Source organism: Nocardiopsis synnemataformans (assembly GCF_965343085.1).
GTDB lineage: Bacteria > Actinomycetota > Actinomycetes > Streptosporangiales > Streptosporangiaceae > Nocardiopsis > Nocardiopsis alborubida.
Genome location: NZ_CBDRFA010000044.1, coordinates 17591 through 44213, shown reverse-complemented (window position 1 = coordinate 44213; position 26623 = coordinate 17591). Strand labels below are relative to the sequence as shown.

Genomic DNA, 26623 nt, shown 5'->3' with positions numbered 1-26623 from the left:
GATACCGCCCGTCACTCCGGTGTACACCCCCCGCTGTCGGCACTGTTCGGAGTGCGCAGCCGTGTGCACGTCGGTCTTGCGCCACCGTGGCCAACTCCTGTGCTCGGGTTGGCAACCGTGGACAAGGCATACCGGGAGAACGGGGCACTAGCGTCACGGGCATGTCTACGCGTCCGTTCTGGCTGGCCGGCACCGCCGCGACCGGCGACACCGAGATCACCGTCGTCAACCCCTACACCGGCGAGGACGCGGGTACCGTCTCCGTGCCCACCGCCGAGCAGATCGAGGAGGCCGTGGCCGCGGCGCACGCGGTCGCCGCCGAGGCCGCCGCCCTGCCCGCCCACGTGCGGGCCGACGCCCTCGACCACGTCTCCCGGCGCGTCGGCGAGCGCGCCGAGGAGATCGCCCGCACCATCACCGCCGAGAGCGGCAAGCCGATCAAGTGGGCCCGCGCCGAGGCCGGACGCGCAGTGTCCGTGTTCCGCTGGGCCGCGGAGGAGGCCCGCCGCGACAGCGGTGAGCTCCAGCGCCTGGACACCGACCCGGGCGGCACCGGCCGCATGGCCCTGGTCCGCCGCGTCCCCAAGGGGCCGGTCCTGGGCATCTCGCCGTTCAACTTCCCCCTCAACCTCGTCGCCCACAAGGTCGCCCCGGCCATCGCCGTCGGAGCGCCGATCCTCCTCAAGCCCGCCCCCGCCACCCCGATGACCGCCCTGATCCTGGGCGAGATCATCGCCGAGACGGATCTGCCCGGCGGCATGGTGTCGGTGCTGCCGATGCCCAACGACCGCGCCGCCTCCCTCATCACCGACGAGCGCCTGCCCGTCATCTCCTTCACCGGCGGCGCCTTCGGCTGGCAGCTGCCCCGCCTGGCCCCGCACAAGCACGTCACCCTGGAACTGGGCGGCAACGCCGCAGCCGTGGTACTCGCCGACGCCGACCTGGACTGGGCGGCCCAGCGGGTGGCCCTGTTCGGCAACAACCAGGCCGGGCAGGTGTGCATCGGCGTGCAGCGCGTCATCGTCGAGGACGCCGTGTACGACGAGTTCGTGTCGCGCCTGGTGGAGCGGGTGGAGGCCCTCGGCGTGGGCGACCCCGCCGACCCGGCCACCGACGTGGGCCCGCTCGTGGACGCGGCCGCGGCCGAGCGCGTGGCCTCCTGGATCGACGAGGCCGTCACCGCCGGGGCCAAGCTCCTCACCGGCGGCACGCGCGACGGCGTCACCGTGGCGCCGACCGTGCTCGCCGAGGCCCCGGACGACTCGCGGGTGGTGCGCCAGGAGGTCTTCGGCCCGGTGCTGGTCCTCCAGCGCACGGCCGACACCGACGCCGCCTTCGCCGCGGTCAACGACAGCGACTTCGGGCTCCAGGCGGGCGTGTTCACCCGCGACCTGCCCACCGCGTTCCGCGCCCACCGCGAGCTGGAGGTGGGCGGCGTGGTCATCGGCGACGTGCCCACGTTCCGCGCCGACCAGATGCCCTACGGCGGCGTCAAGGGGTCGGGCGTGGGCAAGGAGGGCGTGCGCGCCGCCATGACCGACCTGTCCTACGAGCGGGTCCTGGTCCTGACCGGAATCGATCTGTAGGACCGCCGGGGCCCGCCCCGCGTCCGCGACGAGCGGTGTCCCCCCGCCACGGGGGCCGGGGGGACACCGCTCGCTCCGCGGGCCCCTACAGCTGGGCGGCCTGCTCGTACAGGTCGCGCGCCTCCTGGCCGAGCCGGGGGCCGTACTGGACGCTGCGGTCGTCGGCGTACTTGAAGCTGACCACCGAGGTGATCGTCCCCCGGCCGGTACCGGTGTCGAAACCGGTGAACCAGGGGCCGCCGCTGGAGCCCTGCGTCATGGAGCAGCGCACCCCGTTGGCCGTGGTGCCGCCGGTGTCGGGCTCGGTGCGGCCCGAACAGTAGTGCAGGTGCCTGCCCTCGTACGGGGACGCCGACGGATAGCCGAACGTGTACACCTGCACCCCCTCGCGCACCTTGTCCTCGGTCCAGGTGCCGAACGCGATCCGCTGGGAGCCCACCCGCTCCTGGACGGTGGTGCCCCCGTCGGGGTTGAGCACCACCATGGCGAAGTCGTAGCTGTCGTCGGCCTCGCGGGACCACTCGGGCGCCACCAGCAGGTCGCTGGCGGTGAACCGCCCGTAGGGGCTCTCCCCGTCCGCGTGGCCGGGCACGAAGGTCCAGTTGCGCGCCCACGAGCCCTGGCCGTCCTTGGCGCAGTGCCCGGCGGTGACCACGGTGCTCCGGTTCGCCGCGTCCACCACCGACGCCGAGCACGTGAAGTCGCGCCCGTCCATGGTCAGGTAGACCTTGCCGGTGGTCCTGGTGACCAGTCCGCCCGAGGTCCAGCGCTCGCCCCGGCTGTCGGGGCGCGGCGCGGCCTGGTGCTCGACGCCCTCGTCCGGCGCGGCCGCGCTCTCAGCGGGCAGGAGGACGTCCTCCAGCATGCTGGTGATGGGCTCGGCGGCGGCCATACGCTCCTCGGTCCAGTAGTCCAGCACGGCCTGGTGCTGGTCACCGGTCACGGCGGCGCTCTGGTGGGAGAGCCCCGCCACGCGCGCCAGGGCCTCGCGGTCCTCCTGCGCGGGAACCGCGGGGGAGTGGATGGCCTGGGTGACGGCGGACGCGGGCGCGGGAAGCTGCTCGGCGAGGAAGAGACCCCCGGCGGCGACCGTCGCGGCGGCGAGGGGGGCGAGGATCCTGTGTGCGGTGGACGAGGTCATGACGAGCATCCTCGCACACTTTAAGTAGTCGAGTTGCTACTTTGTGTTTGTGTCGCGCGCGGCAGGGGAAGAAGGGACCGCCTCCGGCGCGGGGGCGTGCCGGAGGCGGTCGGAGGGTGCCCGGACCGACGCCGCGGGAGACCGCGCCGTTCCGGGTACCCGTCAGGCGAGCGGCACCGTGACCTGGGCGGGGGCCTCCTCGGGGGAGGTCACGCTCACCCGGTCCCCGACGTCGCTCTCGTCCTGGTAGCGCGCGTCCATGCTGTCCACCACCACGGCCAGGCGGTGCCCCGCGGGCACGTCCCACACCACCGGCGCCAGCTCCGTGTCCACCGTGACCGGTTCACCGGGCGTGGCCCCGCGCATGGTGTAGGGCGTGTGCGAGAGCAGGGAACCCGTCCCCCGCCCGTCGATCGCGTACAGGTACACGTACACCGACTGGTCCGGAGCGGTCGGCGTGAACGTGAGGGAGACCTCCGGCGTTCCCGCCACACGCGCCCCCTCGGGGTAGGCGGGACTGGTCCACACGGCGGCCCGGTAGCGGTCCACCGTCGGCAGCAGCACCCCGGTCGGGATGTCGAAGAACTGCTGGAGGGCGCCGGAGACCATCACCGTGCCGCTCTCGGCCGGTGTGCCGATCCCCGTCCGGAAGCGGTAGCTCCAGCCGGTGGAGGGTTCGGGCTCCATGGCGCCGCTGCTCTGCCAGCGGAACCAGTCGGTGCTCGGCTGGGCCAGGTGGTACCGGTCGGTGCTCGCGGTCACCGACGGCCAGTCGGGGTGCGTGGACCAGTCGCCGCGCCCGTTGTTGGGCCTGACGTGCACGGGTCCCTCGGCGTCCACCTCGTTGGCCTGGCCGCGCAGGTGGTGGTCGAACCAGTCGCCCAGGGCCTCCCACACCTCGTTGGGCAGTCCGGCCGCGCCGAACAGCTCCTGCGTGGCGTGGTCGCCCGGGGTGAGCATGAGCCGCTTGGGGACCTCCAGTTCCTCGTAGAAGTCGGTGATGTGGCCGACGGGGAAGATGCCGTCGTTCCAGGCGTGCGCCATCATCACGGCCGTGCCGTTGGCGTTGATGGCGTCCACCTTGGTGGCCGCCGACCGGTCCGGGGCCACGTCCAGGGCGGGCTGGATGTCGCCGCGCCGGTAGGCGGCCTCGATCCCGGCCAGCTCCTCGCCGGGGGTGCCGGTGAGGTTGCCCGCCAGCAGGAGCAGCTCGGCCGACTGCGCGTCGACGGTCTCGTTGGGGTACAGGGAGACGGCCAGGTCGGCCCAGCCGCTCAGCGAGGCCACGGCGCGGATCCGCTCGTCCTCGGCGGCGGTCAGCAGGCTGATGCCGCCCCCGTAGGAGATCCCGGCCATGCCGATGCGGTCGGGGTCGGCGTCGGTGTTCTCCAGCGCCCAGTCGATGACGGCGCTGGCGTCGGCGCGGTCCTCGGGACCGGCCACCCCGATCCCGCCGCCCGAGTCCCAGAAGCCGCGCGAGGTGTAGGCCACGACCTGGTAGCCGGACTCGTGCGCCAGCCTGGCGGCGGCGCCCACGTAGAGGAGGTGGGGCGTGCCCCAGGCGGAGGGCATGACCAGCAGCGGGTGCGGGCCCTCGACCCCGGTGGGGGTGATGACCTTGGCCCTCAGCTCGGTGCCGTCGTGGCTGACGATGGTCTCGTAGCCGATGCTGGCGCCGACCGCGGCCGAGGCCGGGACGGGGGAGAGGACCGCGGCGGCGAGCACGGCAGCCAGCGCGAGGGACAGCAGGCGGGGGAGGAGGCGCGCGACGGCGCGGAGTCCGGAAGCGCTCGGGGTCGGTCCGCCCTCGGAGGGCGCGGGGAGGAAGGGAGTTCTGGCAGGGCGCATGACGGGGGAACCTCAGGGGGACTGGCGGGGTGGGGGTGACCGATGGGTCGTCGCGCCGTCTCGCCATCGGGGAGGCCGGAACCCGGGGGTCCCGGCGGAGGCGTCCGGGGGCGCCTCACGGGGGTCGTCCTGCCCGGTGGTTCCACCGGGCTGTCCTAACTGGGGGGTAACTTACTCACCGGTTAAGTTAGGTCACCGGGCACCGGTTGTAAAGACCCGGTGACGCACGATCCCGCTGACCCCGCAGGAAGGTGCCACGGGCCTCGCCTCATCGCGCGGGCGGACCTCCTCTCACCGGGTGGGCGGCCCGCGCCCGCCCGTGCGGTAGGGGCGTTCCCCCGCGTGCGCGTCACCCTGACCGGTTCCCCCCACCCCCTTCGGCGGACCCCGGAGCACGCTCCGCCCCGACCTCCGGGGCTTGTCCACAGCCCCCGCACTCCCCTCGGCGGACTGCGGAACAATGGGGAGCGTGCGAGAAGAACAGCGAACAGCAGTGATCCTCGGTTCCACCGGTTCGATCGGGACCCAGGCCATCGACATCGTCCAGCGCAACCCCCGACGTTTCCGCGTGGTGGGCCTGGCCGCGGGCGGCGGGCGCGTGGACCTGCTCGCCAAGCAGGCGGCCGAGCTCGACGTCCCGCTGGTCGCCGTCGCCGACCCCGACCGCGCGGCCGAGCTCGCGCGCGCCCTCGCCGGGCACGGCAGCCGCGCCACCGTCCTGGCCGGGCCCGAGGGGGTCGCGGAGCTGGCCGGAAGCGAGTGCGACGTGGTCCTCAACGGCATCACCGGCGCCCTGGGCCTGGAGTCCACCCTCGCCGCGCTGCGCGCCGGGCGCACCCTCGCCCTGGCCAACAAGGAGTCCCTCATCATCGGCGGGCCGCTCGTGCGCGGACTCGCCCGGCCGGGCCAGATCATCCCGGTCGACTCCGAGCACTTCGCCATCGCCCAGTGCTTCCCCCACCTGCCCGAGGGCGAACTCGCCAGCCCCGCGCAGGGCCACGTCCACGCCCGCCGCGACGAGGTGCGCCGCCTGGTCGTCACCGCCAGCGGAGGCCCCTTCCGCGGCCGCGGCCGCGACGAACTGGCCTCCGTCACCCCCGCCGACGCCCTCAACCACCCCACGTGGAGCATGGGACCGGTCATCACCGTCAACTCCGCCACCCTGGTCAACAAGGGGCTGGAGGTCATCGAGGCCAACCTGCTGTTCGACGTGCCCTTCGACCGGATCGACGTGGTCGTCCACCCGCAGTCGGTCGTCCACTCCATGGTCGAGTACGTGGACGGCTCCACGATCGCCAAGGCCAGTCCGCCCAGCATGATGATCCCCATCGCCTACGGGCTCGGCGCGCCCGACCGCGTGCCCGACGCCGCGCCCGGCATGGACTGGACCCGCGCCCACACCTGGACCTTCGAGCCCCTGGACCACGAGGCCTTCCCCGCGGTCCGCCTGGCGTGCGAGGTCGGTGCCGCGGGCGGGACCGCGCCCGCGGTCTACAACGCGGCCAACGAGGAGGCGGTCGACGCCTTCCTCCGTGGAAACCTCGCGTTCCCGGCCATCATGGACACCGTCTCCCAGGTAGTCTCGGAGCACCAGCGAACAGAACGTACCGGGGGAGCGTCCTCCCACAGAGGACACCTGAGCCTGGACGACGTGTACGCCGCTGACACCTGGGCCCGCACGCGTGCGCGCGAGCTGCTCGCGCGCCAGGCCTGACACCGCCCTGAGGAGAGATGCATGGTCGCCCTGATGACCGTGGTCGGGATCGTCCTGTTCGTCTTCGGCCTGCTGTTCTCGATCGCCTGGCACGAGCTGGGACACATGTCCACGGCCAAGATGTTCGGGATCAAGTGCACCGAGTTCATGGTGGGCTTCGGTAAGACCCTGTGGTCCGTCCGCAGGGGCGAGACCGAGTACGGCATCAAGGCGGTGCCGCTGGGCGGATTCGTGCGCATGGTCGGCATGCTCCCGCCCTCGCGACAGGCCGCCGACGGCAGCTCCCGCAGGCTCTCGCGCTGGCGGGCCATGGCCGAGGACGCCCGGGAGGCGTCCTACGTCGAGCTCTCCCCCGAGGACCAGGACCGGCAGTTCTACCAGCGGGCGCCGTGGAAGCGCCTCATCGTGATGTTCGCCGGGCCCGGCATGAACGTCATCCTGGCCGCGATCCTGCTCGCCGTGCTGTTCATGGGCATCGGGGTGCCGCAGAGCACCACCCAGATCGGCCAGGTCAGCGAGTGCGTGGTTCCCGCGGGCAGCTCCGTCACCGACTGCGAGGACGCCCCGCCCACGCCCGCCGCCGAGGCCGGGATGCTGCCCGGCGACGTCATCGTCTCCGTCGGCGGTGAGCCCACCCCGGACTGGAGCACCGCCAACCGGCAGATCCGCGAGTCCCTGGGCAGCACCGAGATCGTGGTCGAGCGCGACGGCGAGCGGCTGCCGCTGGACGTCGACATCGTCGAGAACGAACTCCAGGCCCGCGACGCCGAGGGCGAGTTCGTCTACGAGACCGACGCCGACGGCGAGCCGGTCTACGACGAGCAGGGCTACCGCGTCTACGAGACCGAGGTCGTGGGCTTCCTCGGCATCGTCTTCGCCACCGAGCGCGCCCCGCTCACCCTCGCCGAGTCGGCCGCCGAGATGGGCGGCATGATGATCGGCGTCGGCGAGGCCCTCATCGCCCTGCCCAGCAAGGTGCCCGACGTGTTCGCCGCCGCCTTCCTGGGCGAGCAGCGCACGCAGGACTCCCCGGTGGGCATCGTCGGCATCTCCCGCATCGGCGGTGAGATCATGGCGCAGGGGCTCCCCGTGGCCGACACCGCCGCGATCATGATCCAGATTCTGGCCGGGGTGAACCTCTTCCTGTTCGCCTTCAACCTGGTGCCGATCCTGCCGCTGGACGGCGGGCACATGGCCGGTGCCATCTGGGAGTGGATCAAGCGCGGCTGGGCCAGAGCGTTCCGACGGCCCGAACCGGCGCCGGTGGACGTGGCGATGCTGACACCGGTGGCCTACGTGGTCGTGGCCTGCTTCCTGGTGTTCAGCGTGGTCCTGCTCGTGGCCGACCTGTTCAACCCGGTCAGACTCTTCGGCTGACGCCCGTTCCGGCGGCCTTCCGGCCGCCGGGACGAGGGCCCCTCCGGTCGGTCCGGCGAGCCGGGGCCGTGTACCGGGACCGCTCTTCGCCACCGCTCCGGTGACCGCGCGACCGGCGGTGGACACCCCCGCGGCGCCGGGCGTTCACCCTGGTACGCCTGGTCCGCATCCCGTGCCGGGCAGGCCCCCGGGTACGGGTAACCTGGGGGCGCGATCCGGGAACGACGGCGTAGCCAAGGCCGCCGAACACGGTGATCCCCGGACGCGGACCCGCGCGCTGCGCCGGACACCCATTCCCGTAACGGACGAATCAAGTGCCGCCCCCTCTCCGGCGGCAGACGAGGTGAATCAAGCGTGACCGTCGATCTCGGTATTCCCGCCGCACCGCCGCGCCCGCTCGCGACCCGGCGCAAGACGCGGCAGATCATGGTCGGGAACGTCCCCGTCGGTGGGGACGCCCCGGTGTCCGTGCAGTCGATGACGACCACCCGTACCTCCGACATCAACGCGACCCTCCAGCAGATCGCGGAGCTGACCGCCGCGGGCTGCCAGATCGTCCGCGTGGCCGTGCCCACCAACGACGACGCCGACGCCCTGGCGATCATCGCCAAGAAGTCGCAGATCCCGGTGATCGCCGACATCCACTTCCAGCCCAAGTACGTGTTCCAGGCGATCGACGCCGGATGCGCGGCCGTGCGGGTCAACCCGGGCAACATCAAGAAGTTCGACGACAAGGTCGCCGAGATCGCCAAGGCGGCCGGTGAGGCCGGGACGCCGATCCGCATCGGCGTCAACGCCGGTTCGCTGGACAAGCGCCTGTTGGAGAAGTACGGCAAGGCCACCCCGGAGGCGCTGGTGGAGTCGGCGCTGTGGGAGTGCTCGCTGTTCGAGGAGCACGGCTTCCGCGACATCAAGATCTCGGTCAAGCACAACGACCCCGTGGTCATGGTCAACGCCTACCGCCAGCTCGCCGCGGCCTGCGACTACCCGCTGCACCTGGGCGTGACCGAGGCCGGTCCCGCCTTCCAGGGCACCATCAAGTCCGCCGTGGCCTTCGGCGCGCTGCTCTCGGAGGGCATCGGCGACACCATCCGCGTGTCCCTGTCCGCGCCCCCCGCGGAGGAGGTCAAGGTCGGCAACCAGATCCTGGAGTCGCTCGGGCTGCGTGAGCGCGGTCTGGAGATCGTCTCCTGCCCCAGCTGCGGCCGGGCCCAGGTGGACGTGTACACGCTCGCCGAGGAGGTCACCGCGGGTCTGGAGGGCATGGAGGTGCCGCTGCGCGTGGCCGTCATGGGCTGTGTCGTCAACGGTCCCGGCGAGGCCCGCGACGCCGACCTGGGCGTGGCCTCCGGCAACGGCAAGGGCCAGATCTTCGTCAAGGGCGAGGTCGTCAAGACCGTGCCCGAGTCCCAGATCGTGGAGACCCTCATCGAGGAGGCCATGCGCATCGCCGAGGAGATGGGCGAGTCCGGCGCCGAGTCGGGCGCGCCCACGGTCTCCGTGGCCGGCTGACCCGCCCCGCCGCCCTCGACGGCCGCGCCGCCCCTCCCGGGAGCGGCGCGGCCGTTCGCGTGTGCGGTGCGCCCCCCCACGGCAGCGCGACGGAGCCGTCGCTCTCCGTTGTGCTCCGCGCGCCCAGCGGCCATGATGGGACCGGCAACAGCCGGAACGACACCCCCTCAGGAGCCCTCATGCCTCCCTCACGGATCAAGGTGCGTTTCACTCCGGTCGTCGGAGTCCTCCTCCTCGCACTCGGTCTGCTCAACCTCGTCCTCGGTGTGTGGCTGCTGGGGCTGGGGGAGCCCACCATGAGCCTGCTCATCGGTGTCGTCGTCACCGTCGTGGGCGCCGTGCAGCTGACCAGGACCTACTTCTGGTTCGATCCCGAGATCGGGGCAGGGTGGTCGTCCGTCTCCGGTCCCGGAAGGTTCGGCCCGCTCACCAAGGGAGTCACGGCCGAACGGGGGGAGCGCTTCGCCGCCGAGCGCGCGGGCCTCGTGCACGTGGCCGCCGACGGGACGCGCACCCCCGTCCCGGTGCGGCGGTGGATGGCGAACAAGGCCGACTGGCGCGCGCTGGAGGCCGCCCTGTCGGCCCTGGCCCGGTCCCGGGCCCCCCGGACGCCGGACGGCGGCGTCGCCTGACCACCGATCCCGGCTGCGGGAACGCTCCACACTGACCCCCTTCTCCCCTTTCCTGGCGAAAGGGGAGCGTTGTTTGCGCAGGTGGGAGCGGGAAAGAAACATCCTGTTCCGTCGGTCGGCGGTGACGCGAGGACGAGCAAGCGAGAAACGGGAGGGCCTGCCGATGCATGCGAGTGTGGGGGACCGGATCCACGTCAGGGGGAAGACCGTGGGAATGGAGGACCGGGCGGGGGAGATCATCGAGGTCCGCGGCTCCGACGGCAGCCCGCCCTACGTGGTGCGCTTCTCCGACGGTCACGAGAGCCTCGTCTACCCGGGTCCGGACGCCGTGGTCGAGCCCGCGGCGCCGGAGTAACGGGACCGGCCGCAGGGCCTGTGCGCACCGGACGGGGAACTGGTCACGAGGGCCGGAACGCGTCCGCACACGGACGGTTCCGGCCCTTCGTCGTGCCCGGGGCTCCGCCGCGCGCCTCCTGACCAGCCTGTTCGCTGTCCGAAGTGGCGGCGGTCACCCAGGGTGAGTTTGCGCGGTATCAATCACAGGAGCGTGCGCTCCTTGTGCGGGTACACACGATCCAGTCGCGCCAACTGGTCAGATGCAACGAATGTGGATCGGGGGGCGCCCCGCCACTCACACTCCTCGGGGCCTCAGCTCACGGTGAGTGCCTCGTCCCCGAATCTCGCCACGATTTCCATCGTTCCCCCCAGGGCCTCGACGTAGCTCCGAATGGTGGCGATCTCGGCGCGGTCGAGTTCTCCGCGCTCGATTCGGGAAACCCGGGACTGGGACACGCCCAGCTTCTGGGCGAGGGCGGTCTGATCCAGTCCGTGCTCCCTGCGGATCTCCGCGAGTCGATAAGCACGTTCTTCGTTTCGGAGTTCGGTCTCCAATGCGGAGATCCGTTCCTCGTCGAGTCCTGCTGACTCGACCACCTCGGCTCTGACGTCCTTCCAGCTTCTTGCCATGTCAACCTCTCTCCACGCCGTACCCGCCGTCCAACCACCGCTGATAGCGTTCCTCGGCCAGCGGAACGTTCTCCTCGTACCACCGTTGCCATAGGCCGGCCTTGTCACCAGCGACCAGCAACACGGCCTGTCTCGCCGGATCGAAGACGAACAGAATGCGCACGGCCGTCATCCCCGATGTTCTGGGGCGCAGTTCCTTCATGTTGTGGACGGTTGAGCCCTTGATGCAGTCGACCAAGGGGCGGCCCAGGGTGGGGCCCGCCGTCTCCAGGCGGTTGACGGCGGCGACCACACGATCAGCCAGATCGGGTTCTTCCTTTGCCAGGTTCAGTAGCCAAGCATCCACCTCATCCAGCAGGATTACGTTCCAAGACACACTCATTATGCTATAAGCGTTCTATGTTGTGAAGGTTCTACTCGCTGGAAAAGTGGCCTTGACGGCGAGACGCGGGCCACGAGCAGCACTCTGGGAGCCTGCGGGCTCACTCTGCTCTTCATCGGCCGGGGGGCTGGTCACGAGGGCCGGCACGCGTCCGCACACGGACGGTTCCGGCCCTTCGTCGTGCCCGGGGCTCCGCCGCGCGCCTCCTGACCAGCCTGTTCGCTGTCCGAAGTGGCGGCGGTCACCCAGGGTGATTTTATGTGGCATTCCTCACGGGGGCGTGCGTTTCCTTGCGCGGTCACGCACGATCCCGCCGCTTCAACCGGACAGACGCAACGAATGTGGGTCATGTTACGTAGATAACGCGGCTACCGTTGCTGAGGGCTTCGGGTCGCCCGGATGCGCGGCGGTCGGGCCCCACCCCCCTCCGCGCCTCCCTCGGGGGAGCGGTGTGCCCACGTACATGAACGAGGAGTAAACACGTGGTGGACCAGAAGAGCCCGGCGGGCACCCGCGGGGCCGCAGGCCCGGGCGGTGCGCCCGCGCTGAGGCAGCGCCTCACCAGGCGCAAGCCGATCGAGAGGCTCGTCGCCGAGACCCAGGACTCCGAGGGCAGCGGCCTCCAGCGGCACATGGGCTTCTGGCAGCTGTCCATGATCGGCATCGGCGCCACCCTGGGCACCGGCATCTTCGTCGTGCTGGGCGAGGCCGTCCCCGTCGCCGGACCAGCCGTCATCGTCTCGTTCGTGCTCGCCGGGATCACCGCGCTGTTCTCCGCGCTGGCCTACGCCGAGATGGCCGGGATGATCCCCGCCTCCGGCTCCGCCTACTCCTACAGCTACGCCACCATCGGCGAGTTCATGGCCTGGGTGTGCGGCTGGTGCCTCATGCTCACCTACGGGGTGTCGGTCGCCGCGGTCGGCGTCGGCTGGGGCGAGTACATCAACGAACTCCTCCAGCTCACCACCGGCCTGTCCCTGCCGGGCGCGGTGCTCGCCGGTCCCATGGAGGGCGGCGTGATCAACCTGCCCGCCGCCGTCGTGGTCCTGCTGTCCATGTTCGCCCTGCTCGCCGGTGTCCGCGAGAGCAGCCGCGTCAACGCCGTCATGGTCGCCGTCAAGGTCGCCATCCTGGTGATGTTCGTGGTCATCGCGATCACCGCCGTCCAGGACGGCAACTTCGCCCCGTTCATGCCGATGGGCATGGCCGGTGTCAGCGCCGCGGGCGCCACCCTGTTCTTCTCCTACATCGGCTTCGACTCGGTCTCCACCGCCAGCGAGGAGGCCAAGAACCCCCAGCGCGACCTGCCCCGGGCCATCATGTTCGCGATGATCCTGGTGACGGCGCTGTACTGCCTGGTCGCCTTCGCGGCGGTCGGCGCGCTCGACTGGACCGGCTTCGTCGACGGCGAGACCTCCCTCGCGGGCATCCTGACCTCGGTCACCGGCACCCCCGTGTGGGCGGTCATCTTCGCCGCCGGTGCGGTCCTGGCCCTGGCCAGCGTGGTCCTGGTGGTGCTCTACAGCCAGACCCGCATCCTCTACGCCATGTCGCGCGACGGGCTCATCCCTAAGGCCTTCTCCACCCTCGACGCCAAGGGCACCCCGCGCACGAACACCCTCATCACCTCCGTGCTCATCGCGGTGCTCGCCGCCCTGGTCCCGCTCGGGCCGCTCGCCGACGCCACCGCCATCGGTACCCTCTTCGCCTTCGCCCTGGTCAACGTGGCCGTCCTGGTGCTGCGCCGCCGCAGGCCCGACCTGCCGCGCGCCTTCCGCGTGCCGGGGGCGCCGGTCACGCCGGTCCTGGGCGTGCTGGCCTGCGCCTACCTCATGTTCAGCATGTCGATGAGCGTGTGGGCGGCCTTCCTGGTCTGGCTCGCCGTCGGCGTGGCGGTCTACTTCGCCTACGGCATGCGCCGCTCCGCCCTGGAGACCGACCCCGAGGCCACCGAGGTCCGCTCCTAGCCGGACCGGGCGGGAACCGCGCGTGCGGGGGCCGGGGGAATCCCCCCGGCCCTCTCGCGTGTTCCCGGGAGGGTTCTGCGCACGGCATCCTGCGCGAATCCACCCTCAGGCGCAAGAAACAGCTGCATACTGCTGGAAAGACGCGGGAATCCTCGGATCTGGCGCACTGTTTCGGCGCCTTCGCCCACCTAGAGTGGACGCGGCCCCGAGACGACGGAGAAGAGCGAGGTGAGGCAGTGACACGCGGACCCCTGCGCGTGGCCCTTGACCAGGGCACCGGACCCGGCGCGGACCCCGCCGCCGCCCTCGACCGGCTGGCCGACCGAGCCAGAGCCGCCGCCGACGCCGGAGCCCGCCTGCTCGTGGGACCCGAGATGTCCCTGACCGGCTACAACCTGGGCCCCGACCTCCTGGCCCGGCTCGCCGAACCCTTCGACGGCCCCCTCAGCCAGGCGGTCGCCGCCATCGCCGCCGACACCGGCGTCGCCATCGTCCACGGCTTCCCCGAGCGCGCCGACGGCACCGTGTACAACGCCGTCCAGCTCGTGGACTCCAACGGCGCCCGCCGGACCTACCGCAAGACCCACCTGTTCGGCGGCCTGGACCGCGGGGCGTTCTCCCCGGGCACGGAGCCGGTGGTCCAGACCGACCTCGACGGGATCCGCGTCGGCCTGCTGGTCTGCTACGACGTCGAGTTCCCCGAGACCGTGCGCGCCCACGCCCTCGCCGGTACCGAACTCCTCGTCGTCCCCACCGCGCTCATGCTGCCCTTCACCGAGGTGCCCGAGCGGATCGTGCCCGTGCGCGCCCTGGAGAACCAGATCCACCTGGCGTACGTGAACCGCTGCGACGCCGAGGGCGACCTGCGCTACGCGGGACTGAGCACCCTGCTCGCGCCCGACGGCTCCGAGACGCTGCGGGCCGGTTCCGGCGAGGAGTTCCTGGTCGGTGACGTCGACCCGGACGCTCTCGCCCGCGCCCGCCGCGAGCAGTCCTACCTGGACGACCGCCGCCCGGCCCTGTACCGGACGCTCACCGCGTGACCGCCGCCTGAGGCGGGCGGCACCGTGTCGCCCGGCCCCCGCACGCCCGCGCCGAGGCGGTCCCGCACGCGCCCCCGAACCCACCCGAGCCGTTAACCCACCCACCACGACCCGTGCCACCGCGCACGGACACCGACCGGCGTCCCCGCCGGACCACACCCACGAAGGAGGGGTTGGAGAATGACGTCTGCCGTGCCCACGGCCGCCGGTGCCGCACCCGAGCGGAGCACGCCGCTGAACATGTGCGGGCCGGACTTCCCGTTCGCCTACGACGCCTACCTGGAGCACCCCGCCGGACTCGGGCAGGTCCCGGCGGAGCGCCACGGCACCGAGGTCGCCGTCATCGGCGGCGGGCTGTCGGGGATCGTCACCGCCTACGAACTGATGAAGATGGGCCTCAAGCCGGTCGTGTACGAGGCCGACCGCATCGGCGGGCGGCTGCGCACCGAGAAGCTCGCGGGCTGCCCCGACGACGTGGTCGCCGAGATGGGCGCCATGCGCTTCCCGCCCTCCTCCACCGCCTTCTGGCACTACGTGGACCGGACCGGTCTGGAGACGGCGCCGTTCCCCAACCCGCTCTCCCCGGCCACCCCCAGCACCGTGGTCGACCTCAAGGGCGAGTCCCACTACGCCACCTCCCTCGACGACCTGCCCGAGGTCTACCGCGAGGTGGCCCGCGCCTGGGACGCCGCCCTGGACAGCGTCCAGCACACCCGCATGCAGAAGGCCATCCGCGAGCGCGACGCGGCCACCCAGAAGGAGATCTGGAACGAGCTGGTCGCCCGGTTCGACAACCAGACCTTCTACGGCTTCCTGTGCGACTCCCCGGCCTTCGCCTCCTTCCGCCACCGCGAGATCTTCGGCCAGGTGGGCTTCGGGACCGGCGGCTGGGACACCGACTTCCCCAACTCCATCCTGGAGATCCTGCGCGTCACCTACACCGGCGCCGACGACGACCACATGGGCATCGTGGGCGGTGTGGAGCAGCTGCCGCTGCGCCTGTGGGAGGACGCCCCGGACAAGCTCGTGCACTGGGCGCAGGGCACCACCCTGGCCTCGCTGCACGAGGGCGGCCCGCGCCCGGCCGTCACCGCCCTGCGCCGCACCGCGGCCAAGGGCTCCTCCGCGGGCAACATCACGGTCACCGACGCCTCGGGCTCCACCCGGACCTACGCGGCGGCCGTGTTCACCGCGCAGAGCTGGATGATGCTGTCCAAGATCGACTGCGACGAGGACCTGCTGCCCATCGACCACTGGACGGCGATCGAGCGCACCCACTACATGGAGTCCTCGAAGCTGTTCGTGCCGGTGGACCGCGCGTTCTGGCGGGACCGCGACCCCGAGACCGGCCGCGACGCCATGAGCATGACGCTCACCGACCGCATGACCCGGGGCACCTACCTGCTGGAGGGATCCGACCCGGACGGCCCGGCGGCGATCTGCATGTCCTACACCTGGTGCGACGACTCGCTCAAGTGGCTGCCGCTGTCGGCCAACGAGCGCCTGGAGGTCATGCTCTCGTCGCTGTCCAAGATCTACCCGGGCGTGGACATCCGCTCGCACATCACCGGTGACCCGGTGACGGTGTCGTGGGAGGACGAGCCCTACTTCATGGGCGCGTTCAAGGCCAACCTGCCGGGCCACTACCGCTACCAGCGCCGCCTGTTCACACACTTCCGCCAGGATGACCTGGAGGAGCGCCACCGCGGCCTGTTCCTGGCAGGGGACGACGTGTCCTGGACGGCGGGCTGGGCCGAGGGCGCCGTACAGACCGCGCTCAACGCCGTGTGGGGCGTGGTCCACCACTTCGGCGGCGGGACCGATCCGTCCAACCCGGGCCCCGGCGACGTGTTCGAGGACCTCGCGCCGGTCGCCCTCCCCGAGGACTGAGGCAGGGCCTCTTCGGGGCTCCGCGCGGAGGCGGGCTACCACCCTCAACGGACGCTTCGCGCAGTTCTTTCCTGTCCGGGCGCCTCCCCGCGGTCCCGCCGCGGGGAGGCGCCTCAGGGCAGGTCGGCCGTCCCGGCGAGGATGGGCTGGTCCACCAGGCGCGACAGCACGAGCGTGCTCTTGGTCCGCACCACGAACGGCTCGGCGCCCAGCCGCTCGATGACCTCCTCCAGGTGGTGGGTGTCACGGGCGCGGACCTGCACGATGGCGTCCGCCTCCCCGGTGACGGTGCACGCGGAGGTGATCTCGGCGTAGCCCGCGAGCCCCGTCCGGATCTCGCCCGGCGACGTGCGGGCCCGGCAGTACAGCTCGATGAAGGCCTCGGTGGTCCACCCCACGGCCTGGGGCTCCACCACCACGGTAAACCCGCGCACCGCGCCGGACTCCACCAGCCGGTCCACGCGGCGCTTGACCGCCGAGGGGCTCAGTCCGACCCGCTGGCCGATCTCTGCGAAGCTCATCCGCGCGTCCGCGCCGAGTATCGCGATGATCCGCTCATCGACACGATCCAGCCGCATTGCGCTTCGTCCCCGTCTGTCCACGTCTGATTGAGGCAGGGCACATGTTACCGGGGTGTGTCCCCCTGGGGGTCGTGTCGCATCCGGTCATCACTCTCCGAAGTGGTAACAATTCATAGAGTAACGAACCGTGTGAGGGAGTGGACGAGTGCGAGTACGAACCTGGGCCAGCGTCTCGGCCGTGGCGGTCCTGGCCTCCCTGGTCGCGGCGGTCCCCGCGCAGGCCGGTCAGACCACCCGCATCGATCAGGGGGGACTCGACTGGGCCCCCTGCGAGGACATCCAGCCCGTCGCGGACGAGAACCTGGAGTGCGCCACCCTCACCGCCCCCCTCGTGCGCACCGCCGACGGCGAGCGGCTCGGCGGCCATGACGACACCGTCGAACTCGCGCTCTCGCGGGTCCCCGCCAGCGGTGAGGCCCGCCACACCCTGCTGGTCAACCCCGGAGGCCCCGGCAGCGCAGGACGCCAGTGGGCCTCCTACACCCACTGGCGGATGCCGGTGGAACTCCGCGAGACCTACGACGTCGTCTCCTTCGACCCGCGCGGCGTGGGCGCCTCCACCCCGTCCATCACCTGCGACCCCGACCACTTCACTCCCGTGCGCCCCGACACCGTGCCCGCCGACGCGGCCGCCGAGGAGGCGCTGCGCGCCGACGCCCAGGCCTACGCCCGGGCCTGCGCGGACAACACCGGCCCCCTGCTCGGACACACCCGCACCGTGGACACCGCACACGACATGGACGCCATCCGGGCCGCCCTGGGCCAGGAGCGGATCGACTACCTCGGCTACTCCTACGGCAGCTACCTGGGCACCGTCTACTCCGCGCTCTACCCCGACCGCGTCCGCTCCCTGGTCCTGGACAGCGTCGTCAACCCCGACAAGCCCTGGTACGAGAGCAACCTCGTCCAGAACCGCGCACTGGACCGCGCGGCGAACGACTTCTTCGCCTGGACCGCCCGCCACGACGACGTCTACGGGCTCGGCACGACCGGCGAACAGGTCGCCGAGGCCTACTACGCGCTGCGCTCGGAACTGGCGGACGAGCCCGCCGAGGGCACCGTCGGCCCCACCGAACTGGAGAGCACCGCCATCGTGGTCGCCTACAGCAGCGCCTACTGGCCCTCGGTCGCCGGTGCGCTCTCGGCCCGGATCACCGGATCCGACAGCGCCCCGCTGCTCGCCCTGTACGAGGCCTACGGTGAGGACGAGGGCTCCGACCGCGGTTACGGCGGCTACCTCGCGGTCCAGTGCACCGACTCCCACTGGCCCCGGGACTGGTCCATCTGGCACGCCGACGCCGAGAAGTCCCACACCGAGGCGCCCTTCATGGGCTGGCACAACACCTGGTACAACGCTCCGTGCGCGACCTGGAGCACCGGATCCGACGACTGGTTCCAGGTCGGCGACGGCCCCGGCGAGCACCCCGCCTACGAGGGCGACGTGCTCCTCGTGCACGCCACCGAGGACGGCGCCACCCCCGTCGAGGGCGCCTTCGCCCTGCGTGAGCGCCTGCCCGGATCGGTCCTGGTGACCGAGGAGGGCGGCCACACCCACGGCGTCTCGCTCACCGGCAACGACTGCGTGGACGAGATCGTCACCGCCTACCTCCGGGACGGAGAGCTGCCCGCGCGCGCCGGAGGCGAGGGGCCCGACGTCACCTGCGAGGGACGCCCCGAACCCCAGCCGCGTACCGCCCAGAACGCACCTGGGACCATGGTGGAGCGCCCCGCCCCGGTACCCGGACACCACGTGGGCGCGATCGTGGAGTCCGGGGCGGCGGAGTAACCGGTCGAATAGGCTGGAACCGGCGCGAACAGGCTTGGTTGGTCGTCCCCCGGCGCCCGCGCGAGGGCACTGGGAAGATGGGGGAGATGCGATGCTGCGGACCTCGCCGGTACGGATCCTCGGAGAACGCGACCGGGAGGCCGTCCGCGCGCTCCTGGACGCCGACCCCGTGGGCAACGTCTTCGTCACCTCCCGCCTGATGGCCACCGGCCTCTCCGGCGGCGCCAACGGCGCCGAGGTGTGGGGGCACGTGGAGAGGGGACGCCTGGCCGCCCTGTGCTACTCGGGGGCCAACCTCGTCCCCGTCAACGCCGGACCGGCCGCGATCCGCAGCTTCGCCGACCACGCCCGCTGGAGGGGACGCCGCTGCTCCTCGATCGTCGGACCCGTCGACGCGGTCAGCGACTTCTGGCAGCAGGTCACCCCGGCGTGGGGGCCCGCCCGCGTCATCCGCGCCAGCCAGCCCGTCCTGGAGATCAGCGGCCCGCCCTCGGTGCCCGCCGACCCCCTGGTGCGCCGGGTCCAGCTGTCCGAGCTCAACACCATCGTGCCCGCCTGCGTGGCCATGTTCACCGAGGAGGTCGGCGTCCCGCCGGACTCCGGCGACGGCGGCGCGCTCTACCGGACCCGGGTGGCCGAACTGGTGCGCACCGGCCGGGCCTTCGCCCGCATCGAGGACGGGCGCGTGGTGTTCAAGGCCGAGATCGGCGCGGTCACCCGGCACGCCTGCCAGGTCCAGGGCGTGTGGGTGCACCCGGACCTGCGCGGACAGGGCCACTCCACGGCGGGGATGGCCGCCGTGGTCGAGTACGCGCTCGCCGAGATCGCGCCCCGCGTCACCCTCTACGTCAACGACTTCAACACCCCGGCCCGCGCCGCCTACCAGCGGGTCGGCTTCCGCCAGGTCGGCGAGGTCATGTCGGTGCTGTTCTGAGCGCGCCGCGTCCGGACCCGCGTCCCGCACCGACGAAGGCGTTCTGACGGACCCGTGTCAGATCCGACCCCGCGCCGCCTCCGGGGGAGCCGCGGCCGGTTAGCCTGGTCCCAGGTCCGTGGCGCCCCGCGCCCTCTGCCACCCACGAGAGAGCGCCATGCAGCACAACCCCACCGGCCGGGCACGCCTGGGCCTGGCCCTCCTCCTCGGCCTGCTCGCCGTCCTGGGCCCGCTCAACATCGACATGTACCTGCCGGCCTTCCCCGACATCGCCGCGGACCTGCGGGCCAGCGCCTCCCACGTGCAGCTCAGCCTGACCACCTGCCTGGTCGGCCTCGCCGCGGGCCAGGTGGTGGTCGGCCCGATCAGCGACGCCCGGGGGCGCCGCGGCCCGCTCCTCACCTGCCTGGTCCTGTTCGTCCTGGCGTCGCTGCTGTGCGCCCTGGCCCCGAACATCGCCGTGCTCGTGTTGGCCCGCTTCCTCCAGGGGTTCACCGCCTCGGCCGGGGTCGTGCTCTCGCGCGCGGTCGTGCGCGACGTGTTCGACGGCACCGAGCTGACCAGGTTCTTCGCCCTGCTGATGGTGATCAACGCGGTCGCGCCCCTGATGGCGCCGATCGCGGGCGGCGCCATCCTGTGGCCGTCCTTCGCGGGCTGGGAGGCCGTCTTCCTGGCCCTGGCGCTGCTGGGCGCGGTGATCGTCGTGGTCGTGGCGCTGCGGCTGGAGGAGACCCTGCCGGTGGAGCGGCGCATCCCCGGCACGGTGGGCGGCACCCTGCGGACGGTGGGGGCGCTGCTCCGGGACCGCGCCTTCCTCGGCTACGCCCTGGTGGTCGGCCTCGTGCACGGCGGCAGCTTCGCCTACGTCGCCGGGACGCCGTTCGTCTACCAGGACCTGTACGGGGTGTCGCCGCAGGTCTTCGGCGTGCTGTTCGGGATCAACGGTGCGGCCATCATCGCCGGGAGCTGGGCGGTGGGCCGGTTCAGCGCCCGGTTCGGCGAGCGCGCACTCCTGGTGTGCGCGGTCTCCGCCGCGGTGGCGGCGACCGGGGTGCTGCTCGCGGCGACGCTGTGGGACGGCCCGCTGGTGGCCCTCGTGGCGCCGATCTTCGTCTACATGACGTGTATGGGGATGATCCTCACCAGCTCCTTCGCCCTGGCCATGCGCGGCCAGGAGCGGCGGGCGGGCAGCGCCAGCGCCGTGCTGGGCGCGCTGCCCCCGCTGCTCGGCGCGGCGGTGGCGCCGCTGGTGGGGCTGGACGAGAGCACCGCCGTACCGATGGGCGCCGTCCTGTTCACCACCTCCCTCCTGGGCCTGGGCGTGCTGCTGACCCTGACCTCGCCGCGCGTGCGCGGACGCGTGGCCGACCCGGCCCCGTGACCCGCTCCGCCCCGGTGCTCAGCCGGTGAGCGCCGCCGGGCCCATGAGGAAGCCGGGGTCCAGCTGGGCGGCCAGGTCCGCGCCCTTGGCCTCGTTGCCCCAGGCCCGCGCGTTGCGCAGGTGGAACTCGGCCGACTGCCGGGTGAAGCGCTCCCAGTCCTTGGGTGCGGCGTCCGCCATGTCCCGCATCAGGGCCAGGGTCTTGACGTTGTCCTCCTCCAGGTCCGCCAGCTCCGGGTGGCGGCCCTTCTCCATCGAGCGCACGAACCCCGAGTGCGTCATCCACCCCGCCAGCGCGTCGCCCACGTGCTCGCGCAGGAACTCCACGTCCGCCTCGTCCTGCACCTTGTTGCCGATCACCCGGATGGCGACCTCGTGGTCGCGGGCGTACTCGGCGTACTGCCGGTACACGCCCACGCCGCGCACGGTGGGCTCGGCGACCAGGAAGGTCATGTCGAAGCGGGTGAACATCCCCGAGGCGAAGGAGTCGGCGCCCGCGGTCATGTCCACGACCACGTACTCCCCGGGCCCGTCCACCAGGTGGTTGAGGTACATCTCGGCCGCGCCCACCTTGGAGTGGTAGCAGGACACGCCCAGGTCCGACTCGGCGAACGGGCCGGTGACCATGAGCGTGGCGCCCCGGACGGACGCGCCGAAGCGGGCGTGCAGCGGGTTGTCCCCGGTCACCGTCAGCAGGCGCGATCCCCGGCCCGGCGGAGTGGTCTTGATCATCGCCTGCGCCGAGGAGATGCGCGGGTTGTCCCCGCGCAGCAGCTCCTTGATCCCGTCCAGGTGCGCGCCCAGCGCCGGCAGGGCGGCCAGGTCCTCCTCGGCCGCTCCCAGGGCTGAGCCCAGGTTCTGGTTGATGTCGGCGTCGATCGCCACCACGGGCACGTGCTGGGCGGCCAGGTAGCGGGTGAACAGCGCGGAGAGGGTGGTCTTACCGCTGCCGCCCTTGCCCGCGAACGCGATCTTCATGTGAACCCTTCGGAACGGGAGTGTGTGTGCCGGGCACGCGGCGGCGGCCCGCCCGCCGTGGAGCGGGTCACCGCGACCCGGGTATGGTAACGATTATCGTTCCTGCAATCCGTGCTGTCAGTCGAACGGCCCCGTCGCGCCGCGTATTGCCAACGTGTTACACCTCACATGGGTGTCCCTGGAGTCCGGACTGTTTCCTTTGTCCATATCGGGGATGACACGTGACAGGGTTTTGTGGCCAATCCCCGACAGGGAGAACAAGGGTGTGCTGTTCTGGAGCCAGCACACCCTTGTCTAAGGTGAGTGCAGGCGGCGCAACCCGCGCGTCCGTCGCGGGTGATTGGAGTGACCGGATGGCTGAGGCGAGGCAACTCCGGGAATACGTGCCCGCGGAGGTGTCGGAGGGCCCGGCTCCGACCGCACCGACCATCGAGACGGGGGACCTCATTGGAGGGGTCACCGACCACACGGTGTGGAGCTGCGCCGGGAACCTGACCGCGGTGCGGTCCATCCGCTCCCGCGTGCGCGAGTTCCTCGCCCGCATGGACCATTCCGAGGGCTCCCTCGACGACGCCGAGCTGGCCGTCAGCGAGCTGGCCACCAACGCCCTGCTCCACTCGCGCTCCGGGCAGAGCGGCGGCGTCATGACGCTGTTCATCCGCTCCGACGACGGGCGCCTGCGCGTGGCGATCGCCGACCAGGGGGCGCGCGACGGCGAGAGCGAGCACACGCGGGAGGACGGCGACGACTTCGGCCGCGGCAAGCTCATCGTGGACAGCTGCGCCACCCGCAGCGGCGAGTACTGGAGCGACGCCACGCACGTCGCCTGGTTCGAGATCGACGACCAGGCGGGGGAGACCGCCGGGGGCGAGGAGGAGCGGCCGGAGGCGGAGCTGGCGGTCGACGACTAGCGACCACCACCGCGATCCCTCAGCGGACCCCCACAGCGCGGTTTCCCCGCCCGCCGCACAGCACTCCGACGGCCGCCGCCCGTACCACCAGCCTCAGCTCACGCCGGGATTCACCGCATTCCCGATGGCCCCCGCCGCACCAACGAGCCCGCGTCCCCCGAACACGCCCTCGGGTCAGTACGTCCCGCCGACCGGCGGGTAGGCGATCCGTTCCGGCTCGGGCGCGCAGCGCACCGTCACCTGGCGCCCCTCCGGCGGCGGGCAGTCCGCCCCCGTCAGCACGCAGGCCCCGATCCACAGCGCCAGCGCCACCAGGGTCACCCGTGTGGCCTCGTCGCCGTGCTCGTCCACCGCCACCACGTCGTCGGCGGTCAGCTCCAGCAGGTCCCGCAGCTCCGAGAAGCGCCCCATGAGGTCGTTGTGCGGGTGCAGCGTGGTCAGGAGCCCCCCGCTGGTGTCCTCGTAGCCCAGGATGCCGTTGTCGAACAGGCCGCGCGCCGGGCTGTACCCGTTGCCGTCGGGGCTGGGCTGCAACAGCTCCTCGAAGGGCGTGGTCCCCAGCGCCTGCCCGAACGCGATCACCTGCCGCACCCGCGAGCGCTCCGCCAGCTCCAGCGCCGTCTGCGCCATGTCCGCGCTGACCAGCAGCAGGCGGGTGTCGGTCTCGGTGAGCACGGCGCACTGGGTGTCCAGGTCGGACGCGGTCGACAGGGGCAGCGCGCGCCCGCCCACGGCCATCACCGTGTAGGTGGCCAGGAACCGGTCCGGAGAGACCGGCGCGAGCACCCCCACCACGTCACCGAAGCACATGCCCCGGCGGCTGAGCCCCGCCGCGGCCTGCTCCACCGTGGCGGCGAACGACAGGGCGTCCACGCGGTGTCCGACCCCGCGGATCGACCCGCCCCGCGCGGGACGCAGCCGGAGCCGTTCGCACAGGCCCCCGGTCAGTGATCCGATCGGGTCGTCCCGGCGCGGCAGGTGGCGCCCCGGTCGTCCGGTTCCTGAAGACAGCCCTACCCCCATACGTACCCCCAGTTCGCCCATCCGGCGGCGGTACCGCCGCCCGGGCTCGTCACGCCCCCTCCACGTGGCGAACCCGGCGGCGACGCACCGGTCGGCGGATGCGGTGTCCCTCCCCAGGACGCACCCCGCGCCGACGCGGTCTCCCACCGGCCCCGGAGACCTCCCCGGGGCTGACGCCCGCCGGAAACCGGTGTCACACCGGTGTTCGACGGCCGTTTCCGGGACCTCAGCGACCGTGCCACCGCAGTGCCACGAGCATGGTGTCCCATGGCTTGAAGCCTAGCGCGTTCACAGCCAGATGCACATGCATATTGCTATGCACCTGCATATGTAGATTCGGCGCGGAGGCGGGTTCTCCCGGTGGCGAGCCGGGCGTAACAGGGCAGATCGGGCAGGTTAGTCCGAGGTCCGGTGGTGGCGTACCCAGGACGTGATCTGCGTACGCGAGTGGAAGCCCATCTTGCGGTTGATGTTGGCCACGTGCCGCGCCGCCGTCGACGGGGTGATGAACAGTTCCCGGGCGATCTCCGGGTTGCTCCTGCCCCGGCTCACCAGGAGGGCCACCTCCAGCTCACGCCGGGTCAGCCGCTCCTCGGGGGTCACCGACTCCGGGGCAGGGGCGGGCCCTCCCCGCTCCCGGCGCCCGCGCGCGGGACGGCTGGGCGGTGCGGCGCGGCGCGGCGGCGGGCGCCGCGCCTCCTCCGCCAGCTGCTCGCCCTCGCGGACCGCGCCCGCCAGGGCCAGGGTCCGGCCCTGCTCCCACCAGCCCACCAGCTGGCGGCGGCGCCGACGGACCTTCTCCACGTCGGTGAACGGCCACGGCGCCTCGTTCGTGGACAATCCCAGCCGCTCGCGCACGCTCATCGCCGCGCCCGCCAGGCGGCAGGCGGGCTCGCGCGACTCCGCCCCGAACGCCACCCGGGCGATCGCGGTCAGGGCGCGCGCCGCGTCCGCGCGCTGGCCCGTCGAGTGGCTCAGCAGCAGCCCCTCGCTCAGGTAGTCGTAGGCCTGGCCCGTGGACCCCTGCGCGTGCGCCACGCGGCCGATCCCGGCCAGGCAGCGCGCCTCCTCGGCCGCCGCCCCGATCAGCCGCTGGGTGTCCAGCGCCTCCCGGTAGCAGCGGTCCGCCGTCATCAGGTCGCCGCTGGCCTCCGCCGCGCGCGCCTGGCCCATGAGGGTGACGCCCACGCCCCACCGGTGGTCGATCCCGCGCAGCAGCGTCAGCGCCGCGTTGTAGTGGTGGTCGGCCGTGGGGTGGTCGCCCTGCTGGGCGACCAGGGCCGCCCGGGTGCCCAGGGCGATCGCCTCGCCCCACAGGTCGCCCGACTCGCGGCACAGCCGCAGCGCCTCCTCCACCCGCACCGCGGCCTGGTCCGACACGCGCTCGCGCACCTCGACCAGGGCGAGCAGGTTGAGCGCGACGCGGACGAACACGTCGTCCCCGGCCTCGCGGCACAGCCGCAGGCCCTCCTCGCCCAGGGAGACCGCCAACCCGTGGTCGCGCCGCACCCGCGCCAGCTGGGCCCGGCCCACCAGCGCCCGCGCGCGCGAGGGCGCCTTCGCCGCGTCCTCCAGCTCCAGCAGGCGGTCCATCCAGTGCGCTCCCTCGGAGTAGCTCTGGTGGCTCACCCAGTGCGCGGTCAGGCTGACGCACAGCCGCAGGCCCGGCTCGGCGGCGCCGTGCTCCAGCGCCCAGCGCAGCAGGGAGCGCAGCGTGTCGTACTCGGCGATCACGCGCTGGCGTCCCGAGTCGCGCTCACTCCAGGGCATGACCCGGCTCGACTCCAGCTTCTGGCCCAGGTCCTCGGCCAGGCGCAGCATCCGGTCCAGGAGCTTCTCCTGGAACAGCTCCGCCTCACCCGCCCCGACCAGCCGGGAGTGCGCGAACCGCTGCACGGCCTCCGGCAGCCGGTAGCGCACCCGGCCCTCGAACTCGCCGGTCACCGTGATCAGGGAGCGGTTCAGCAGGGACGTCACGAGGTCGAGGATGGCCGGTTCGGGCAGCGCCTCGTCGGCGCACACCTGCTCGGCCAGCTCCAGGTTCCAGCCACGGAACACCGACAGGCGGCGCAGCAGCACCCGCTCGGCCTCGGGCAGTCCGGCGTACACGAAGTCCAGCACCACCGGCAGCATCTCGCTGCGCGGAACCGCCTGCCCCGGACCCGGCTGGACCTCGGGGGAGGACAGGTGCGCGCGCAGCCCCTCGGCCAGCACGGCGGGCCCCACCCCGGGCGCGCTCGCGCCCAGCGCCTCGATCCCCAGCGGGATGCCGCCCGCCAGGTCGCACAGCTCCGTCACGGTCTCCATCTCCTCGCGCGAGAGCGAGAAGCGCGGGTCGCGGGCGCGGGCGCGGTCCATGAACAGCCGCACCGCCTCCGCCCCGGCGGGGTCGGGCTGGGGCCCCTTGCGCGCGGGCAGCGGCAGCGCCATCGGCGTCACCCGCCACACGGTGCCGCCCGACAGGCGGACCGGATCCTCGCTGGTGAGCAGGATCGACACGGAGGGGCAGGAGGCCAGCAGGGCCTCGCCGACCTCCGCCACCTGCTCGGCGACGTGCTCGCACGCGTCCAGCACCAGCAGCAGGTGGCGTTCGCACAGCGCCTCGGTCACCGTGACCGACAGCGGCTGCCCCGGCTCCTCCACCACGCCCACGGCGGCGGCCACCCGCGCGTACACCTCCAGGGTCGTGCGCGCGTCCGCCATGCCGACCATCCACACGCCGTCGGGGAACCACGCGGTGGACTGCTCGGCCACGCGTATCGCCAGACGCGTCTTTCCCAGGCCGTCGGTTCCGCACAGCGTGACGGAGCGGCTGGAGCCGAGCAGACGGAGCAGGTCGCTCAGGTCCCGCTCACGGCCCACGAATCCGGTGCCCGGACGGGGGAGGTTGTGCCGCGCGGGCGCGGTCAAAGGTGCCATGGCCTTCACATGTAGGGGCTGTCGGGGGAGGTTCTCACCAGGGTTGGGGGAA

21 protein-coding genes are annotated in these 26623 nt (G+C 72.2%); 13 read left to right on the top strand and 8 right to left on the bottom strand.

The features are described 5' to 3' along the window. Positions 1–161: 161 nt before the first annotated feature. Entirely contained in the window at positions 162–1586 is a 1425-nt protein-coding gene (locus ACSIH6_RS23765; RefSeq protein ID WP_435110519.1) for an aldehyde dehydrogenase family protein, read from the top strand. Between the two features lie 85 nt (positions 1587–1671). Here the strand turns inward: ACSIH6_RS23765 and ACSIH6_RS23760 are convergent, their stop codons facing one another. Both ACSIH6_RS23760 and ACSIH6_RS23755 read right to left on the bottom strand, forming a co-directional pair. Continuing rightward, positions 1672–2727: a trypsin-like serine peptidase gene (locus ACSIH6_RS23760; protein WP_435110518.1), complete on the bottom strand. Its 1056-nt coding sequence runs from the start codon at positions 2725–2727 to the stop codon at positions 1672–1674. A gap of 162 nt (positions 2728–2889) precedes the next feature. Next, complete coding sequence (locus ACSIH6_RS23755; protein WP_435110517.1) at positions 2890–4575, bottom strand: CocE/NonD family hydrolase; 1686 nt, start codon at positions 4573–4575, stop codon at positions 2890–2892. A 493-nt stretch (positions 4576–5068) separates the two neighbouring features. On the opposite strand from ACSIH6_RS23755, the gene dxr reads away from it, so the two are divergent. From dxr to ACSIH6_RS23730, 5 genes are all read left to right on the top strand, one after another. Beyond that, positions 5069–6289: a 1-deoxy-D-xylulose-5-phosphate reductoisomerase gene (dxr, locus tag ACSIH6_RS23750; RefSeq protein WP_017568358.1), complete on the top strand. Its 1221-nt coding sequence runs from the start codon at positions 5069–5071 to the stop codon at positions 6287–6289. A 21-nt stretch (positions 6290–6310) separates the two neighbouring features. Beyond that, a complete protein-coding gene (locus ACSIH6_RS23745; RefSeq protein ID WP_435110516.1) occupies positions 6311–7666 on the top strand; it encodes a M50 family metallopeptidase in 1356 nt (451 codons plus the stop codon). Between the two features lie 354 nt (positions 7667–8020). Then, a complete protein-coding gene (gene ispG / locus ACSIH6_RS23740; protein WP_435110515.1) occupies positions 8021–9178 on the top strand; it encodes a flavodoxin-dependent (E)-4-hydroxy-3-methylbut-2-enyl-diphosphate synthase in 1158 nt (385 codons plus the stop codon). Between the two features lie 179 nt (positions 9179–9357). Further along, positions 9358–9810 (top strand): hypothetical protein, encoded by a 453-nt coding sequence (locus ACSIH6_RS23735; protein ID WP_435110514.1) that lies wholly within the window; start codon positions 9358–9360, stop codon positions 9808–9810. A gap of 163 nt (positions 9811–9973) precedes the next feature. Next, positions 9974–10165 (top strand): DUF1918 domain-containing protein, encoded by a 192-nt coding sequence (locus tag ACSIH6_RS23730; protein WP_435110513.1) that lies wholly within the window; start codon positions 9974–9976, stop codon positions 10163–10165. Positions 10166–10458: 293 nt separating this feature from the next. On the opposite strand, the gene ACSIH6_RS23725 is transcribed toward ACSIH6_RS23730, so the two are convergent. Further along, positions 10459–10776: a helix-turn-helix domain-containing protein gene (locus ACSIH6_RS23725; protein ID WP_435110512.1), complete on the bottom strand. Its 318-nt coding sequence runs from the start codon at positions 10774–10776 to the stop codon at positions 10459–10461. 1 nt (position 10777) lies between these two features. Then, the gene (locus ACSIH6_RS23720) at positions 10778–11158 is read right to left on the bottom strand and encodes a type II toxin-antitoxin system RelE/ParE family toxin (RefSeq protein WP_435110511.1); all 381 of its coding nucleotides are present in this window, start codon (positions 11156–11158) and stop codon (positions 10778–10780) included. Positions 11159–11640: 482 nt separating this feature from the next. Here ACSIH6_RS23720 and ACSIH6_RS23715 point away from each other — a divergent pair, with 482 nt between their 5' ends. The 3 genes from ACSIH6_RS23715 to ACSIH6_RS23705 all read left to right on the top strand — a co-directional run bounded on the left by ACSIH6_RS23715 (position 11641) and on the right by ACSIH6_RS23705 (position 16058). Further along, on the top strand, positions 11641–13125 hold the full coding sequence (locus tag ACSIH6_RS23715) for an amino acid permease (protein WP_435110510.1): 1485 nt from the start codon (positions 11641–11643) through the stop codon (positions 13123–13125). Positions 13126–13361: 236 nt separating this feature from the next. Beyond that, the gene (locus tag ACSIH6_RS23710; RefSeq protein WP_435110509.1) at positions 13362–14168 is read left to right on the top strand and encodes a carbon-nitrogen hydrolase family protein; all 807 of its coding nucleotides are present in this window, start codon (positions 13362–13364) and stop codon (positions 14166–14168) included. Between the two features lie 180 nt (positions 14169–14348). Further along, the gene (locus tag ACSIH6_RS23705) at positions 14349–16058 is read left to right on the top strand and encodes a flavin monoamine oxidase family protein (protein WP_435110508.1); all 1710 of its coding nucleotides are present in this window, start codon (positions 14349–14351) and stop codon (positions 16056–16058) included. A gap of 113 nt (positions 16059–16171) precedes the next feature. On the opposite strand, the gene ACSIH6_RS23700 is transcribed toward ACSIH6_RS23705, so the two are convergent. Then, positions 16172–16636, bottom strand: coding sequence for an Lrp/AsnC family transcriptional regulator (locus tag ACSIH6_RS23700; protein ID WP_013154624.1), 465 nt, complete (start codon positions 16634–16636; stop codon positions 16172–16174). 148 nt (positions 16637–16784) lie between these two features. On the opposite strand from ACSIH6_RS23700, the gene ACSIH6_RS23695 reads away from it, so the two are divergent. The 3 genes from ACSIH6_RS23695 to ACSIH6_RS23685 all read left to right on the top strand — a co-directional run bounded on the left by ACSIH6_RS23695 (position 16785) and on the right by ACSIH6_RS23685 (position 20740). Beyond that, positions 16785–18425: an alpha/beta hydrolase gene (locus tag ACSIH6_RS23695; RefSeq protein ID WP_435110507.1), complete on the top strand. Its 1641-nt coding sequence runs from the start codon at positions 16785–16787 to the stop codon at positions 18423–18425. Positions 18426–18516: 91 nt separating this feature from the next. Further along, positions 18517–19359: a GNAT family N-acetyltransferase gene (locus tag ACSIH6_RS23690; RefSeq protein WP_435110506.1), complete on the top strand. Its 843-nt coding sequence runs from the start codon at positions 18517–18519 to the stop codon at positions 19357–19359. A gap of 157 nt (positions 19360–19516) precedes the next feature. Further along, positions 19517–20740: a Bcr/CflA family efflux MFS transporter gene (locus tag ACSIH6_RS23685; RefSeq protein WP_435110505.1), complete on the top strand. Its 1224-nt coding sequence runs from the start codon at positions 19517–19519 to the stop codon at positions 20738–20740. Positions 20741–20758: 18 nt separating this feature from the next. Here ACSIH6_RS23685 and ACSIH6_RS23680 read toward each other — a convergent pair whose 3' ends face one another. Continuing rightward, on the bottom strand, positions 20759–21718 hold the full coding sequence (locus ACSIH6_RS23680; protein ID WP_435110504.1) for an ATP-binding protein: 960 nt from the start codon (positions 21716–21718) through the stop codon (positions 20759–20761). Between the two features lie 353 nt (positions 21719–22071). Here ACSIH6_RS23680 and ACSIH6_RS23675 point away from each other — a divergent pair, with 353 nt between their 5' ends. Beyond that, positions 22072–22629, top strand: a complete 558-nt coding sequence (locus ACSIH6_RS23675) for an ATP-binding protein (protein WP_435110503.1) — start codon at positions 22072–22074, stop codon at positions 22627–22629. Between the two features lie 174 nt (positions 22630–22803). Here the strand turns inward: ACSIH6_RS23675 and ACSIH6_RS23670 are convergent, their stop codons facing one another. Further along, positions 22804–23799, bottom strand: a complete 996-nt coding sequence (locus ACSIH6_RS23670; RefSeq protein ID WP_435110502.1) for an AMP-binding protein — start codon at positions 23797–23799, stop codon at positions 22804–22806. Positions 23800–24048: 249 nt separating this feature from the next. Further along, complete coding sequence (locus tag ACSIH6_RS23665; protein WP_435110540.1) at positions 24049–26562, bottom strand: LuxR C-terminal-related transcriptional regulator; 2514 nt, start codon at positions 26560–26562, stop codon at positions 24049–24051. Positions 26563–26623 lie beyond the last annotated feature (61 nt).